This is a genomic window from Bifidobacterium criceti, assembly GCF_002286935.1.
GTDB lineage: Bacteria > Actinomycetota > Actinomycetes > Actinomycetales > Bifidobacteriaceae > Bifidobacterium > Bifidobacterium criceti.
The window spans coordinates 13,754-30,806 of sequence record NZ_MVOH01000002.1 but is presented as its reverse complement, the minus strand read 5'-3'; the positions used below and the strand labels follow the sequence as shown (position 1 = coordinate 30,806).

Annotated in this window: 11 protein-coding genes; 8 read left to right on the top strand and 3 right to left on the bottom strand. The window is 62.0% G+C overall.

Annotated elements, in window-relative coordinates:
• Positions 1-77: 77 nt before the first annotated feature.
• Positions 78-875: an anti-sigma factor gene (locus B1526_RS00490; RefSeq protein ID WP_095614183.1), complete on the bottom strand. Its 798-nt coding sequence runs from the start codon at positions 873-875 to the stop codon at positions 78-80.
• A gap of 717 nt (positions 876-1,592) precedes the next feature.
• Here B1526_RS00490 and B1526_RS00485 point away from each other — a divergent pair.
• The 7 genes from B1526_RS00485 (at position 1,593) to B1526_RS00455 (ending at position 12,558) form a co-directional block, all read left to right on the top strand.
• Positions 1,593-3,209: a S8 family serine peptidase gene (locus B1526_RS00485; protein WP_157908651.1), complete on the top strand. Its 1,617-nt coding sequence runs from the start codon at positions 1,593-1,595 to the stop codon at positions 3,207-3,209.
• 249 nt (positions 3,210-3,458) lie between these two features.
• Entirely contained in the window at positions 3,459-4,841 is a 1,383-nt protein-coding gene (gene glmM / locus B1526_RS00480) for a phosphoglucosamine mutase (protein ID WP_095614181.1), read from the top strand.
• A gap of 96 nt (positions 4,842-4,937) precedes the next feature.
• A complete protein-coding gene (locus tag B1526_RS00475; RefSeq protein ID WP_095614180.1) occupies positions 4,938-5,585 on the top strand; it encodes a peptide deformylase in 648 nt (215 codons plus the stop codon).
• Positions 5,586-5,921: 336 nt separating this feature from the next.
• Positions 5,922-7,280 carry a C45 family autoproteolytic acyltransferase/hydolase gene (locus B1526_RS00470; RefSeq protein WP_095614179.1) on the top strand — a complete coding sequence of 453 codons (1,359 nt, stop codon included), beginning with the start codon at positions 5,922-5,924 and terminating at the stop codon, positions 7,278-7,280.
• 82 nt (positions 7,281-7,362) lie between these two features.
• The gene (locus B1526_RS00465; RefSeq protein WP_095614178.1) at positions 7,363-8,721 is read left to right on the top strand and encodes a C1 family peptidase; all 1,359 of its coding nucleotides are present in this window, start codon (positions 7,363-7,365) and stop codon (positions 8,719-8,721) included.
• Positions 8,722-8,825: 104 nt separating this feature from the next.
• Positions 8,826-10,949, top strand: a complete 2,124-nt coding sequence (locus B1526_RS00460; protein ID WP_095614177.1) for an APC family permease — start codon at positions 8,826-8,828, stop codon at positions 10,947-10,949.
• Positions 10,950-11,058: 109 nt separating this feature from the next.
• Positions 11,059-12,558 (top strand): S10 family peptidase, encoded by a 1,500-nt coding sequence (locus B1526_RS00455; RefSeq protein WP_095614176.1) that lies wholly within the window; start codon positions 11,059-11,061, stop codon positions 12,556-12,558.
• A gap of 137 nt (positions 12,559-12,695) precedes the next feature.
• Here B1526_RS00455 and B1526_RS00450 read toward each other — a convergent pair whose 3' ends face one another.
• Entirely contained in the window at positions 12,696-14,144 is a 1,449-nt protein-coding gene (locus B1526_RS00450; protein WP_095614175.1) for a hypothetical protein, read from the bottom strand.
• A gap of 145 nt (positions 14,145-14,289) precedes the next feature.
• Positions 14,290-15,423 carry a Gfo/Idh/MocA family protein gene (locus tag B1526_RS00445; RefSeq protein ID WP_095614174.1) on the bottom strand — a complete coding sequence of 378 codons (1,134 nt, stop codon included), beginning with the start codon at positions 15,421-15,423 and terminating at the stop codon, positions 14,290-14,292.
• Positions 15,424-15,858: 435 nt separating this feature from the next.
• On the opposite strand from B1526_RS00445, the gene B1526_RS00440 reads away from it, so the two are divergent.
• Positions 15,859-16,992 carry a pyridoxal phosphate-dependent aminotransferase gene (locus B1526_RS00440; RefSeq protein ID WP_235606965.1) on the top strand — a complete coding sequence of 378 codons (1,134 nt, stop codon included), beginning with the start codon at positions 15,859-15,861 and terminating at the stop codon, positions 16,990-16,992.
• Positions 16,993-17,053 lie beyond the last annotated feature (61 nt).

Genomic DNA, 17,053 nt, shown 5'->3' with positions numbered 1-17,053 from the left:
CTTCTCCAGACCTATGGGGGCGGACCATGGCAATCGCCACGGTCCGCCCCCATCCATATGGTCGGTATGCGACGCCGTCAGTATTTGTCGAGGATTTCGTCAATCCGGTCCTGTACTCGATCGTAATCATCGTTGATGGCCTGACGTGCGTCTGGATCCTTTTCCGTAGTCAGTTTGATGAGATCCTCGACCAGACGCCTATTCAGGTCTTCCAGCATACGGCAATCCGCATCGGAAACCCCAAGTTGTCTGTAGATGCCGGTCATGTAGGCGGAGAAATAACTGGGATCCCTGTATGTGACCGCCATCATCATCATATCGTTCATCTTATCGAGGGAATCGGCATTGTCGGACGCACGGGCATCGCCTGTGGCGGCATCGGAGGCGCCCGCTCCCGAATTGTCGTCCATCATTTTGTCGTAGTCGGGAGCGTAGTGGCCGTAGTTCTTCATGCGGCAGTAGCCGTTCGCGTCGCATTCGAACGCGTCGGTGTCGTCGGACATGTCTTCGCCATCTGAGGCGTCCGTTGCGTCATTTTTTGTCTTGCCACCACGCTGTGTTGTTCCATTGGCGTCCTGCGATTGCGATGTGGTCGGCTGTCCGGAGCCGTTGTCCTGTTGCGCATTCGTGTCCTTGTCATCATTGACGCTCACGATGAGCCATATCAGCACACCGATGAGTATGACGGCGAGCGCGGCGACCGCCCAGAAATACCACCGCTTGTACCAGGGGACCGCGTCCGTTGCGCCGTTGGATGGCCACGGTCCGCCCGCAGGCGTCGGCTGTGGGCCGTTCTCATATGGTGTTTGGTAGTGCGGGTACTGCGGCTGCTGTTGGTTCCCCTGATTCCATTGGTAGCCGTTGGGTGTGCTCATGGCGCTCCTTGTTCATGTCATGGGTATTGGGCTGATGGGTGTTGGATGTGTGGGTTCACGTATCTGCGTCAGGGTTGCCGAGTGGACCGGGCGTGATCGCACGCTCGGATTACGGCGCTGATCTGGTATGACAACGGTGTCATCAAAGAGGGATGGTTTGGTGAATGTCGTGCCAATTGGATTCTTCCGCTTTGATTGGGGTCCTTGTTGTTCTTGTCTCCCAACTCATGTCCTCCATCGTACGGTATGCGTGAGATTGTGCCGTGGGCGTTGTCGTATAGGGGCATGCCCTCCATGACGAGATGTGGATGATATCAGGAGCAATCTCCTCTTTCGTTATGAGATGCGCAATGAGCGTAATTTGTCATTTCGTGCATGTGTGTGTTACTTTTCCACCATGTCGCATCGTGGTGTGGCTGCCATCAGGGATGGGAAGTGTTGCGGGGGTTGCTTCGCAGTATCGACCAAACGCTAGTGACAACGTTTTCAGTGACCTATATGGGCATGACTGGGCAATGGGGCGGATCCCGAGGGTGTCAGACGGCAATGTCTGACAAAGCGTACGCATACAGTCTCCAAAACGTAAAGGGTGAAAATGGCGGGACGGATTGCAGCCGGCGCATGTGCGCTTGCGCGCAAATCGATGGAACCATGCAATGGTCTGGTCAAGCAGGGGACTGAGGAAAAATGAGGGGTGTAACGGTAACGAGAGGTGCAATGCGGTTGCGTTGTGGTGTGGCGTCGGTGTGCGCCGCTGTGTGCGCGGTGGTGTTGGCGGTCGTCCCGTCGGCGTTGGCCGTGGATGCGGGGTTGTGGTATGTGGATGCCACTGGTGTGCGTGATGCGTGGGCGCAGGGTGTCACGGGCAAGGGTGTGAAGGTGGCGGTGTTGGATTCGGATGTGGTGTCGGATTATCCGGCGTTGGCGGATGCGGATATATCCTACAGGCTTGTTTTGCCGGATGGCGCTACGCGGTGCCATGCGCAGGATCATGAGGATATTGTGTTGACGGTGGATGAGCCGTACAGGAAGAGCTCCGATATCCTGTCGACGCATGGCACGGAAGTGGCAAGTGTGATCGTGGGGTCTGGCAAGGGATATGACGGCAATCCGGGTATGACGGGCGTGGCACCGGACGCAAGCGTGACCGCCTACCCCGTCGATGTATCTAAGTCCAATCTATCATTCAACAATGCAACTTGCATGACTGATAGTGGTCGAGGCATAGCCATCAATCGTGTGCTATCGGCTGCGATTGATGATGGTGCGCGTGTGGTGAACATGTCATTTACTTCGATGCAGCATCCAGATGTGGATACATATGTCAGGGCGTTGCGCAAGGGTGTAGTCATCGTGAACGCGCGTTGGGACACACAGACGCCGGGGACTGACGATCTGGTGGGGGATCCGATGGATGTGACGTATTTTCCGGGGACGTTGGCGGTGAGCGCTGTGGGGCCGGAAGGCAAGCTGGACGAGGGGCCGTCGGATACGAAGGACGGCAATGTGTCATTCGTTGCGCCCGGGGCAAGAATATCGACTCCAAATTCGGGCAACCCCAAGAGGTTGAGTGCTGATGGTCAGGGTAATTCGTTGGCGGCGCCGATGGTGGCGGGGTATCTGGCATTGATGATGCAGCGGTGGCCGGATGCGACGGGCAACCAGATCCTGCAGGCGTTGGTGCATTCGACGAAGAACAACCCGTGGGGTGCGGGCAAGCTGGATCCTGCGCACAAATACGGGTATGGGCAGCCTGATGTGGCGAAGCTGTTGTCGACGGACCCGTCGCAGTATCCGGACATCAATCCTCTGTTGGAGGCGGCGGTGACGAACAGCGAGGCGCATGAGCAGACGCAGGGCATGTATACCGACCGTACGGATTCGTTCTGGAAGAAGACGTTGTGGGGCCATACCGAGCCGTTCCCGGAGTCGATCGATGTGCAGCGTGACGCGGTGAAGGTCGGTGTGGAGTATGAACGGCAGAAGACGGCGTGGGCGCAGGTTGAGCAGTGCCGTAAGGACGGTGGTTCGGATTGCATGCGATACTCGGCGACGGCGACGGCGGACAAGGCCGACGAGTTCGTGCCCAAGGAGGTCAAACCGGGTTCGTTCACTGAGTATGACTATCTGTACGCGTCTGATGAGAATGATGAGCAGGAGAGGGTTTCCCCTGAGGCGTATGCGTCATCGCAGACTTCGACGCAATCGGTGTGGGGGTGCCTGCCGGTGTGGGCATGGGCGCTGATCATCGTGGTCCTCGCGCTGTTTGTGTTGGTCGCCGTGCTGGTGATCAACCATCGTAAGCAAGCATCTCCGTCAAAGCGGCGGATATGATCCCAGCGAAGGTGGTATTGAACAAACGCCACCATACCGCCGTTCATGTTTTATCGCATGGTGGTACGCTCAGGCGCATGTCAGCGTACCGCGGTGCGGGACGTGTTCGCGATGGTACGCTCAGACCGGTGTCAGCATACCGTTTCGCTCGGCATCGCAATGGGCGCGGGTGCAGTAGAATCGTGCACGTGTGGTCCGGCCGTATGGTTTGGTCGGATCCGGTCTTGGATGCATATAAGTGAGGACGATATGCCACGTATGTTTGGAACCGACGGTGTCCGCGGTCTCGCCAACCGTGATCTGACCGCGCAGCTCGCGCTCGACCTGGGGGACGCCGCCGTGCGCGTGCTCGGCGACGATGATGGGACAAACGACCGGAAGACAGGGCGCCGCCGCGCACTCATCGGACGTGACACGCGCGTCTCGGGCGATTTCCTGTCGAACGCGCTCGCCGCAGGCATGTCCGCGGGTGGATTCGACGTCATCGACGCGGGCATCATCCCGACACCGGGCGTCGCATATCTGACGAGCGTACTCAATGTGGAAATGGGCGCCGTCATTTCCGCATCGCACAATCCGATGCCAGACAACGGCATCAAGTTCTTCGCACGCGGTGGTTTCAAACTCCCGGACACGAAGGAGGACGAGATCGAAGCGGTCCTCGGACAGGATTGGGAACGTCCGACGGGAGCGGGCGTGGGACGTGTGAGCCACGATTCGAACACGGCGACGAACATGTACATCGACCACCTCGTCGCGACCGTCGCTCCGATCGTCGACGGCGCACAGACGAAACCACTCAAAGGACTCAAGGTCGTCGCCGACTGCGCGAACGGCGCGACGTCCGTCGTCGCACCGGAGGCGCTGCGCCGCGCCGGTGCCGACGTCATCGTCATCAACGCGTCACCTGACGGATACAACATCAACAAGAACGCGGGATCGACGCATCCCGAGCAGCTGCAGGCGATGGTCAAGGCGTCCGACGCCGACCTCGGCGTCGCGTTCGATGGTGACGCGGACCGCTGCCTCGCAGTCGACGAAGACGGCACGCTCGTCAACGGCGACCAGATCATGGGCATCCTCGCGCGCGCGAAGCAGCGCGAAGGCAAACTCAACCACGACACGCTCGTCGTGACCGTCATGAGCAACCTCGGCCTCAAACTCGCGCTCAAGGACATGGGCATCAAGACCGTGCAGACGAACGTCGGCGACCGCTATGTGCTCGAGGAGATGCTGCGCGGCGACTACAGCCTCGGCGGCGAACAATCCGGACACGTCATCAACCGCGAATTCGCGACGACGGGCGACGGCACGCTCACGGCGCTCACGTTGTGCAAGGAGATCGTCGATTCCGGACGCAGCCTCAAAGACCTCGCAGCCGACTTCCCGCAGTTGCCGCAGCAGCTCATCAACGTGCCGAACGTCGACAAGATGGCGGCGAAGACGAACGAGGCGGTCCTCGCCGCCGTCGCGCGCGAGGAGGAACTGCTCGGCGACACCGGACGCGTCCTGCTGCGCCCGTCGGGCACCGAACCGCTCGTACGCGTCATGGCGGAAGCCGCGACACAGGAACAGGCCGACGAAGTCACGGCGCGCCTCGCGAAAGTCGTCGCCGACGAACTCGCGCTGTGACGCGCGCGACATCATGACGGTGCGCGTCGCGACCGCGGTGCGCACCAAACCGGCAATATGAAAGACCGAGAACGGAAGAACGAGAAGGAGAAACGGATGTTCGGATCGAACAAACGCGTCGACATCGCACTCAACAGGGACGTCGAACGACTGCTCAAAACGGCGGAGAACGGCGTGCTGCCAATCGTCGAAGCGGGCGAACCGGTCCTGCGCGCGCAATGCGTGCGCTACGACGGGCAGCTGAGCAAACACACGCTCGACAAACTCATCGAAACGATGCGCACGACGATGCTCGACGCCCCCGGCGTCGGCCTTGCGGGACCGCAGATCGGACTCAACCTTGCGCTCGCGGTCGTCGAGGACCATGCGGACGCGGACGACGACCCGCGTGAGATCGCCGAATTCCCGTTCCACGTGATCATCAACCCGTCGTATGCGCCGGTCGGGGAGGAGACACGCTCGTTCTATGAAGGGTGCCTGAGTTTCGAAGGGTATCAGGCGGTGCGCAAACGTTGGCTCGACATCATCGCGCGGTGGCACGACGAGAACGGCAAACCGCACGAGGAACGTCTGCACGGATGGCCGGCGCGTATCTTCCAGCACGAAACCGACCATCTGAGCGGCGAACTCTACATCGACAACGCGGAGATCCGCAGCCTGACGACCGTCGAGAACCTCGAGGACTTCTGGTGCGAGGACCCCGTCCCGACGGAGGCCGCGAAAACCCTCGGCTTCACGCTCTGACGCCCCACAGTGCCCACCGCGCTGCATCTATGCCGCACTCCGGTACGCTGGACGCCGCGTCAGCGTACCACTCTGCGGAATGCGCATGCGCACGACGGCGCGCACACAGGAAACGCCGGTAAATGGTGCAATCGGGGGATACGCACCAATTACCGGCGCCGATATATAGTTGTCAGCAAAAAAGATTCACAAATAAACATGAAATCAATGATTTTCCCGATATCAACTATGGAAAACCGTAAATGATTATGCCTTGATTGAAACGGTTTCCGCACATATGCCGCCCGAACCTAACGTGTGCCATAGCAAACAGGACAACGAAGGATGGCAATGACCATGGCGGAACTCACCGAAGCCCAACAGGCGGCGCTCGCGAAGGCGGACAGGCAGGACATCAACGGCTGGCACTACATCACCGTGGAAGGGGAGCCATACGAGATCGGCTTCGAGCACGGCTATCTGCTCGTCGACGAATTCAAGGATGCGATCCGCGTCTACACGCATATGACGCTCGAGACGCTCGGCATGGACTACGAGTTCTTCGTCAAGCAGGCCGTCAAGCTGCACAAGGACAAGATCCCGCAGGAATACCTCGATGAGATGCAGGGCATGGCGGATGGATTCACGGCCGGTGGGTTCCCGACGACGCTCGACGACGTGATCGGATGGAACGCGTGGATGGAACTGACCGGTTACTGGTGGCCGCAGGTCGCCGCGCAGTACTCGAACAACCCGCCGATGGGGCCGAAGGGTTCGCATTGCACGGGCTTCGTCGCGACCGGTTCCGCGACGACGGACGGACGCCCCGTCATCGCGCACGAGAGTTTCGATGATTTCTGGAGCGGACAGTACTTCAACGTGTGCGAAATGATCAAGCCGAGCCATGGTTTCGCGATGAAGATGCAGACGATCCCCGGATACATCAGTTCGATGACCGATTTCTACGTGACGTCCGCGGGACTCGCGATCACGGAGACGACACTCGCGGGCTTCGTCGGCTACGACGTCGACGGTGTCCCCGAATATGTGCGTTCACGCAAGGCGTCGCAATACGCGCACACGATCGACGAATGGGTTGCGATCGAGAACGACGGCAACAACGGCGGATACGCGAACATCTGGCTGCTCGCGGACACGAACACGAACGAGATCGCGCGCTACGAGCAGGGCCTCAAGCACCAGGAGCTGCTGCGCACGAAGGATGGTTGGTACTACGGTTGCAACGCCGCGCACAATCCGCGCATCCGCAACCTCGAATGCGTCGACAACGGCTACAACGACCCGCGCCAGCAGACGGGCGGCCGTCGCACGCGCCTTGAGCAGCTCATGCCCGAGGTCGCGGGGCGCATCGACGACGATATGGCGAAGAAGATCCTCGCCGACAAATTCGATCCGTATTTGGGATACGAATGCGCGAGTTCGCGTGACATCTGCGCCCATTACGACTGCGATCCGCAATATTACGCGGACGATCCGCACGGTGTGTGGAACGTGCCGTTCTTCCCCGGTGGTTCGTGCGACGGCAAGTGCGCGGACGCCGACGACATCGTGAACATGAGGATGTGGGGCATCTTCGGACGCGCGGATGGCGAACCGTTCGACGCGGCCGCGTTCCTGCGCCAACATCCGCAGTGGAATTGGCAGGAAGGGTACCTGTATGACCGTCCGAGCCAGCCGTGGACGTTGTTCGAGTGACCGACCGCCGCACACGACGCCACACGATACGAATTCAGGACTTATTTCGAGTAAGCGCAACGGTTAGGAGAAAGGATCCATCATGGAACTAACCAAGGAAGATCTGCTGAAGATGGCAGACGCGTACAAGAAGGACGCCGCTCAGCAGATCGCGGAGCAGGCCGTCAAGAACAATGGCATCCACGCCTCAAGCGAACGTGAGCACGTCGTCGTGACGAAGAACAATTTCGTGTTCTCCGTCGACGTGGATGATGAAGCCGTCGCGAACCAGCGCCAGTCCGGCCGTTGCTGGATGTATTCGGCGCTCAACTTCCTGCGGTTCCATATGGAGAAGAAGCTCAAGCTGCCAAAGGGCAGCTTCGAGCTGTCGCAGGCGTACAACTTCTTCTATGACAAGCTCGAGAAATCGAACTTCTTCATGGAGAACATCGTCAAGTACGCGGAAAGCGACCTTGATGACCGCCGCGTCGACTTCCTGCTCGCGACCCCGCAACAGGACGGCGGTGACTTCGACCCGATCGTCGCACTCGTCGAGAAGTATGGTGTCGTCCCTGAGGAGGCGATGCCGGAGACGGCGGCGACGAAGAACTCGTCCGAGCTCGACGCGCTGCTCAACCGCATGCTGCGCGAGGACGCGTACGCGTTGCGCAAGCTTGTCGCGGACGGCAAGTCGGATGCGGACATCGACGCCGCGCGCAAGGACATGCTGTCCGACATCTACCGTGTGCTGTGTGTGAGCTTCGGCGAGCCGCCGGAGAAGGTCGATTTCGTCTACCGCGACACCGACAAGAAGTACCATGCCGACCGTGGCCTGACGCCGCTTGAGTTCTACAAGAAGTATCTGGGCGATGTCAAGCTCGGCGATTGCATCGGCGTCATCAACCTGCCGGTGGAAGGCATGGCATACAACAAGGCCTATGAGATCGACATGACGGGCGAGGTGCTCGGCGCGAAGCGCCGCTGCCGCTACGTCAACGTGCCGATCGACGTCATGAAGGAGGCGGCGATCAAGCAGCTCAAGGCCGGCGAACCGGTGTGGTTCGGCTGCGATGTGCTGCAGGATTCCGACTTCGTCAAGGGCATCATGTCCCTCAACCTGTATGACGTGCAGAAGATGATGGGCCTGGAGTTCAAGATGGACAAAGGCGAACGCTTCCAGTACAACCAGAGCATGCCGACGCATGCGATGATGATCGCCGGCGTCGACCTTGGCGAGGACGGCAAGCCGATCCGCTGGAAGGTCGAGAATTCGTGGGGCACGACGGCGCATGGCAAGCCGGTCGGCCATCAGGGCTACTTCATCATGGACGATTCGTGGTTCACCGAATACAACTATGAGGTCGCCGTGCGCAGGGAATACCTGCCCGACGACGTCGTCAAGGCGTACGATGCCGAACCTGAGGTGCTCCCGTATTGGAACACGTTCAATCCGGAACCGTGATCCCGCGAGGCTTCGCAGGGTCGCGTCTGTAATCAATGGTGTCGCCCACCGCCCCGGCCATGCGCCGGGGCCCTGGGCGACGCATGGACGTAAGCCAGGAAATCATGAGTGATACAACGAAAAACAAATCCGGCGCCATAGTCAAGGGCGCCAAGGGGGGTTCCGGCAACCTCACGACGATGGCGCTCATCATGATGAACGTCACCGTCATCGCGGGCCTTGCCAATGACGTGCAGCAGTCGTTCTACGGCCTCTCCTCAGTTACATTCTTCCTGCTCGGCGGATTGCTGTTCTTCCTGCCGACGGGCCTCGTCGCGGCTGAACTCGCATCCGGGTGGAGCCAGCGCGGCGGCATCTTCCGCTGGGTCGGCGAAGGCATCGGCGTGTTCCCAGCCGTCGCCTGCCTGCTCATCCTGTGGTTCCAGACCACATTCACATTCGGTTCCGGCATCCCGTCGATGTCCGCGACGATCGGCTTCTTCACGACGAAGTACGATTGGGCGATCGACTTCGCAAAGAACTCGCACAGCTGGAAGGTCACGCTGCCGATCATGATCGGCTGGCTCGCCTACTACTGGTTCTGCTGCTTCCTCGCGACGAAGGGCGTCAAGACCTTCAGCAAGATCGCGAAGTACGGCGTCATCCTCGGCACGTTCCTGCCGCTTGGCGTCATGACGATCCTCGCCGTCGTCTGGCTGTGCCAGGGCCACGCGCCGGCGATCGACATGGCCCCAAGCAACCTCGTGCCGAAGTGGGAGGGCATGTCGACGCTCGCACTCGCCGCAGGTGTGTTCTTCTCGTTCGCGGGCATCGATATGAACGCCGCGCACATCAAGGACCTCAAGAAGCCGAACAAGCAGTTCCCACTCGCGATCTTCGTCTCGATGATCCTGTCGCTCATCATCTTCATCGTCGGCACGTTGATCATCGCGATGGTGATCCCGAACAAGCAGATCAACCTGCTGTACACGCTGTACGCCACATACCGTGCGCTCGGCGCCACAATCGGATTCCCCGACCTGTATCTGGTGTTCTGCTGGCTCGGCATGCTCAACAGCTTCGCCGCGCTCATCACGAACCTCGCCGGCCCGTCCTACATGCTCGGCCAGGCCGGCCGCTCGGGCTTCCTGCCCAAGTTCCTGCAGAACAACAACAAGCACGGCATGCCGAGCCGCCTGATGTACACGCAGATGGCGCTCATGACGATCATCGCGTTCATCGTGTTCCTGCTGCCGAACGTCGAGGGATTCGTCGCCCTGATCACGCAGGCGATCACAATCCTGTACCTGACGTATTACGTCCTCATGTTCATCGCGTTCCTGCGTCTGCGCTACCAGCAGCCGAACCGTCCGCGTGGCTTCAGGGTCCCCGGCGGCATCGTCGGCGCATGGATCGTCGCCGGCATCGGCATCCTCGCCTCGGTCTTCGGCATTGTGCTCGCGTTCTATCCGCCGGCGCAGCTGGCCGCCGAGGTCGGCTCCGGCGCGACGTATGACCTCATCATCATCGGCCTGCTCGCGTTCGTGTTCCTTGCGTGCGTGCTCATCTACCGTGCCTCCCGCAAGCACAACTGGGCGGATCCGACCAACGAGTTCGCCCCGTTCACCTGGCAGATCGAAGGCATGAAGAAGCCGGGCAAGGCGCTGTCGAACATTCCGACCGCGATGCTGTCCGAAGGCCAGAACCCGATGGGCCTGCCGATCAAGAAACACTTCGACCCGAACGAGATGCTCAAGAATCTTCCGGCGGGCAACGATCCCGCACAAGGCGAGGCGGCCGCCCAGCTGCTCAAGCAGCATGGCATCACCGAACCGTCCGAACCCGCCAAGGTCGCGTTGGTCGGCGATCCGACGGTGGGCGTCAAGACGCTTGCCTACGAACCGGAACCGGTGCATACGAACATCTCCGGCAACATGGTCCCGACGCCGACCGCAGCCGATGTAGCCGCGGCCCGCGTCCCCACGGACGCCGCGGCCGATGCGCGACGCGCCGAGGCCGAGGCCAAGGTCGCCGGCCATGATGCGCATGAATACCACAACGAGGCCGTGGCCCTCACCGATGAGGCGAAGGACGACGAGACGTTGGCCCGCGAAGCGCACCGTGTGCAGGTCGATGAGGCGCAGGTGCATGAGGCGCAGGCCAGCGTCAAGCCAATCGATTCCATCAACGCGGATGCGGCTGTGAACCCGACCAAGCCGGCGGACGACCCGTCCCAGCCCAAGCACTGAGCCCGGGCGTTCCCGATGCGGCCCCGTGAATGACGCGGGGCCGCACATTCACCACATTCTTCGGCGCATGGGCATTGCCTCCATGCGTATACAAGCTAAGGAGTATTCCATGGCAGACAACACAGAAGCAACCAAGAACGAAACAGACAACGGCGAGCAGAAGAAGCCGCTTGAGCCCGTCCCCGCGACCGCCACCAAGAATTACACGTGGACCGGCGCCGACGGCACGAGGATCAACTACACCGCCACCGCGGAAATGATCCCGGTGCGTGCCGACGACGGCCAGCTCATCGGCAACATGTTCATGTTCTCCCAGGTCTCCGATCAGCAGGACAAGTCCGACCGCCCGGTCACCTTCCTGTGGAACGGCGGCCCCGGCGGCGCGTCCTACATGGTCAACATCGGCGGCATGGGCGCCGTGCGCGTCAAGACCGACGGCATGGCGCACCTCACGGGCGTCGGCGAGGTCGAGGACAACCCGTACTCGCTGCTGCCGAGCTCGGACCTTGTGTTCATCGACGCGTTCGGCACCGGCTATTCGCACGTCGACCCGAACTATGACGCGAAGAAGGTCTGGGGGGTCGACGGTGACGCCGACGCGTTCACGCGCGGCATCATCGCATGGCTCACGAAGTATGGGCGCATGAACTCGCCGCACTACCTGTACGGCGAATCGTATGGCACGATGCGCAACGCCGTCGTCTACCGCATGCTCGGCGAACACGGCGTGGGCGTCGCGGGCGTGACCGAACAGTCGACGATCCTCGACTACGAGCCGACGCTCTCCGGTGAGGACGCCTACTATCTGGGCATGTTCCCGGTGTACGCGGCGACCGCGAACTACTTCAAGAAGGCGGGCGTCGGCGTCGACCAGTACGAGTGGTACGACAAGGCGTTCGACTATGCGAACAACACGCTCGCACGCGCGATCACGCTCGCCGACGCGCTTCCGGCCGACGAGATGAAGCAGATCGCGGCCCAGATGAGCGACTTCACCGGACTGCCGGCCGACTTCATCGAAAGCAAGGGCCTGCGCATCGAACTCGACACGTTCCGCAAGAGCCTGCTCAAGGACGAAGGCAAGACGATCGGCCGTTACGATACGCGTTTCGCGACCTACGCCTATCAGGACGTGCAGGGCGACAACGAGTTCTACGCGGGTGAGGACCCGTCGTACGACGCGATCAACGCCGCCTACCTCGACGTCTATATGAAGATGCTCGGCGACATGGGCTTCCACGGCTACGAGAACTACGAGGGACTGTCGCTCAAGGTCAATTCGTCGTGGAACTGGACGCATCAGGCGCCCGGCACGATGGGTTCGGACCAGGTGCCGAACGTCGCCTACGACCTCGCGACCGCGCTGCGCCGCAACCCGACGAGCCGCATCTGCGTGCTCGGCGGCATCCATGACGCCGCGACGCCGTACTGGAACGTGCGCCACGACATCAACAAGCTGTTCCTGCCGCAGGCGCTCAAGGACCGCATCGAATACCATCTGCATTCGAACGGCCACATGCTGTACTGCGACGGCGTCGCGCTCGCGGCTGCCGGCCCTGAACTCAAGGCGTTCTACGACAAGCGCCACGAGGACCAGGCGGTGCAGTGACGTCTGCCACGCTCTCCGATTGAGCGTCGTGGTACGCTTCGGCCCCCGCCACCGTGCCGTTGTGCGGCAATTGCCGCACAACGGCACGGTGGCGGGGGCCGAAGCGTACCACGACGCGGAAAATATGCTGTCGTCCGTCAGAGGATCTCGGCGAGGTCGGGCCACGCATCGGGGAAATCGTCAAGGTAACGCAATGCCTCGTCGCGCAGCCCCTGCATGACAAGCATCCGTTCGTAGACGCGGTTGCGCACGGCGTGCGTCGCTTCGTGCTGGTAGATCTCGACGATGCGCGCGACCTGTTCGCGCCATTCGCGCTTCGTGCTCACACGGCGCAGGTTCGTCAACGCAGGCATCTCGTCCTCGTCGAACGACGACAGCACCCGTTCGCGGTACAGGTCACGCAGATGCGGACGGTCGTCGAGCGCCTGCAGCGCGACCTCCTGAAGCGATTCCCAATCGTAGGGGACGAGTTCGTCGGGGAACATGACGAGGAACGGCGCGCTGTCGTCATCGACCATCGCACTCGTGAAATCGAGGAGTTCGCTCCAGCGGCGCGCATGGATGAGACGGGCCGCGTACGCGTCGCCGAGCGGCGACGTCATCGCATGCGTGCGCAACAGCGCGTCGGCTCCGTCGCCGTCGCCGCTCATGCGCATGAGGTCGTGCCGCATGAGCAGCACGGCCTGGCGGAAACGGTAGAGCGCGTGCAGTTCCGCGTCCTGCTCGTCGAGCTCCGCCGGCGTGTTGTCGGACATGTACAGGTCGTGCGCGAGCCCCTCAAGGTCGGCGAGTTCGAACGCGTATTCGTCGTCGATCATCGTGCGGAAGCGCGCGTCGTCGTCGGCGGCCTCGCCATGGCGGCTCGCCATCTCTTCCATGCGCGCGACCGCCGTGCCGAGCGTCTCGTACGCGTGGATACGCGTGTCGTCGTATTGCGCGAACGACAGGCAGCAGGACAGCAGTTCGATCATCGGCGCCGGGTTGAGACGGAAATCATCGTTGCATGCGACGGCCGTGACCATGCGCAGCGCTTCGGCGCCATCGGCGGCGTCCGCGTTGCGCGCGACGGCGTCGAGGTAGATGCGCGTGGTCTGCAACAATTCGCCCAGGTATTCGAGCCCTTCCTGGTTGCGGTCCTCGCATGTGCTCAGGAACCGTGCGGTCAATTCGATCGCGCGGCACAGGTTGCGTGTGCCGTCGAGCCAATGCGTGCTCGGCGTCGCGTTCGCGACGACGGCGTCGACGCCCGCGAGTGCCTGCGATTCGATGCGGAACGTCGGCATGTCAGCATGCGGCACGTCGACGCCATCGGTCGAATGGTGTGCGGTCGGTGTGATCGCGGCGATGCCGTCGAAATACCATTGCATCGGCCTGCTGATGATCTGTTCGGCTTCGTCGGGCGGTGCGACGGGCGTGTCGGCGCGCAGCGCGTCGTCGTGGCGTGAGCATGTGCCGATCGTCGGGTCCCATAGGAACGTCGGGCCGTCGAATTCGTCGCTGAAGCCCCATTCGTTGTCGATGAAATCCTGCATTTGCGTCAGCTCACGGTATGCCGTGAGCTTCGCGCGGTCGGATCGCATGGTCATGGTGTTCCCTTCGCTGGGGGTCGCGGGTGTGCGTGCACGCGATAACGGCTCCGCGTGGTGTGCGCGTTGATGCGCATGAGCCACGCTAGCAGTTTCCGTGGTGCCCCTATGCGAAGTTTTTACATTGTGTACGTGGGGCATCTCATTATTCGTCAGTGCCGACGTCGCCGTCGGCGTCGTCGTGCGCGTCCGTGGATTCGAACGGGTACCGCAGTCCCCAACGTTCGCGCAACGTGTCGGTGAGCGCGAGCATGCGCAACGTGTCGGCGTGCAGCATCTCGATGCAGTCGCGGCGCCCGGCGCGAATCGCGCGCACGGCGGCGGCGACCTCGTATTCGTATCCGGTCAGCTGTTGCGGCATGTCGATGTGGTCGATGGGGGTGTGGTCCGCCGCGTACACGTCGACGGCGCTCACGTTGTTGATGTTCGTGCATTCGACGTAGCCGTTCGTGCCGCGGATGTGGCCGCCGCGTTCGGATGCGCACAGCATCGACGACGTCGCATTCGCGATCGTGCCGTCATCGTAGTACAACGTCGTCGCGTTCTGTGCGTCGACGCCCGTCGGATACGGCGTCATCGAGGTGACGATGTCCGTGATCTCACGTTCGCCGATGACCATGTCGATGAAATTGAGTGGGTAGACACCGACGTCGAGGAGGGCGCCACCCGCGAGGTCCGGGTCGGTCAGGCGTTTCTTGTGCGTCATCGGATAGCTCAGGTCGGCGGCGACCGACGTGAGCGCGCCGATTTTGCCGGACGCGACGATGCGGTCGATGACGAGTCGCGACGGCATGAAACGCGTCCACATCGCCTCGCCGCAGAAGCGGCCGGTCGACGCGGAGACGTCGAGCATGTGCCGCGCCTCGTCGACGTTGACGGCGAACGGTTTCTCGACGAGCACATGCTTGCCGGCGCGCATGCACGCGATCGCCTGGTCGGCGTGGAGCGTGTGCGGCGTCGCGATGTAGACGAGGTCCACGTCAGGGTCGTCGAGCATGTCCCGGTAGGAACCGAATGAGGTGCGCATGCCGAATTGCCGCGCGAACACGCGCGCCTTCTCGGCCGAACGGGATGCGACGGCGTACGGTGTGACGAGTGTGCGGTAGCGTTCGTCAGCGGCCATCATCGTCAACGTGCGCGCCATCGACTGCGCGATGCGTCCGGCACCGAGGATCGCGACGTTGAGCGGGCGTTCGCCGCCTGCCGCTTGGGGTTCGTCGTGTGCTTCGAGCTGTTCGTGTATTGGTGTGTGGGTCTGTTCGACCGGTTCGTTCGTCATGTCATGTCCTTTTGTCATCGGCGGGCCGCGGCTGTTGCGTGTGCGGCCTGCACTGGCGTCGCGATGGCCGCGTCCGTATGTATATATAGGTGTCCTGTATTCCTACGCTAGCGTGAAAGCGCGGCCGCGGTGGTGTCGTCTGCGAGCGCAATCGGTGTCTAAATCCGCACACGGTGCCGCATCGACCATGTGCCGCGGCGGCGTTCGCCGGGGGAGGAGTGGGGGTGTGCGGCGTCGTGTGTGCGGCCGTGGTGGCACAATGGGGGCGGCGAATGGCTGTTTGGATGTCAAGGAGACGATATGACGGGCGATGTGCGCGAAGCGCAGGATGAACAGGGAACGGCGGCCGCGCAGACGGAGCCGGGTGCGCAGGAGCGGCCGCTGCCGCAGCCGCGGTTGTCGAAACGCGCGTGCGAAGTGCACCCGTTCCGCGCGATGCAGATCGGTGAACGTGCGAACGTCATGATCGCGGCGGGTGAGGACGTCATCAAACTCAACGTTGGACAGCCGGACTACGGCGCGCCCGAACCAGTGCGCATCGCGATGCGCGGACTGTACGACGGCCGTCCGCTGCCCTACACCGAATCGCGCGGACTGCCCGCGCTGCGTGAGAAGATTTCGGGATTCTACGCGCGCCAGCACAATGTGACGGTCGATCCGGAACGCATCGTCGTGACGGAAGGAGGTTCGTCGGCGCTCCTGCTCGCGGCGGCGCTCACCGTCGACGACGGCGACGAGGTCATCATCGCGGACCCGTCGTATCCGACGAACCGCGAACTCGTGCGCTCGTTCGGCGGCGTCGTCGTCGACGTGCCGACGAACGCGGCGACACGGTTCCATCTGACACCGCAGCTGCTCGAGGACTACTGGTCGAAGAAGACGAAAGCCGTCATGGTGACGTCCCCGTCGAATCCGACGGGGACGACGATAAGCGAGGACACGTTGCGCGCCGTATGCGACTATGCGGCCGAGCATGGCGCATGGCGCATCGTCGACGAGACCTACCTCGACCTCGCGGACGTCGAAGAGGACGGCACACGTGTGCTGTCGGTGCTGAGCGTCGACCCGAACGCGATCGTATGCAGCAGCTTCTCGAAATACTTCGGCATGACCGGCTGGCGGCTCGGCTGGCTCGTCGTGCCCGACGGCATCGTCGACGCGGTCGACAAACTCGCGGCGAACTTCTTCCTGAGCGCGCACACGCCGACGCAGATGGCGGCGATGGCGTGCTTCGACGACGAGTCGCTCGCGATAAGCGAGCAACGCCGCCTCGAACTGCTTGAACGTCGTACGATCGTCATCAATGGACTCGCCGACCTCGGACTGCCCGTCGACGTGGCACCGAACGGCGCGTTCTACGCCTACTTCGATGTGAGCTCGACAGGACTGACGGCGACCGAATTCTGCGAACGCGCGCTCACACAGGCGCACGTCGCGCTCACCCCGGGCGCGGACTTCGGAGAGGCGACCGCGGACACCCATGTGCGCCTGTCGTACGCGGCGTCGCGCGACGCGCTGCGCGAAGGGCTCAAGCGCCTCAAGGCATTCGTCGCCACACTGCGCGCGTGACGGCGTCGCGTAGCGTCATACGGAACCTGTAGGAACGGACAGACAACGGACAACGAACGGA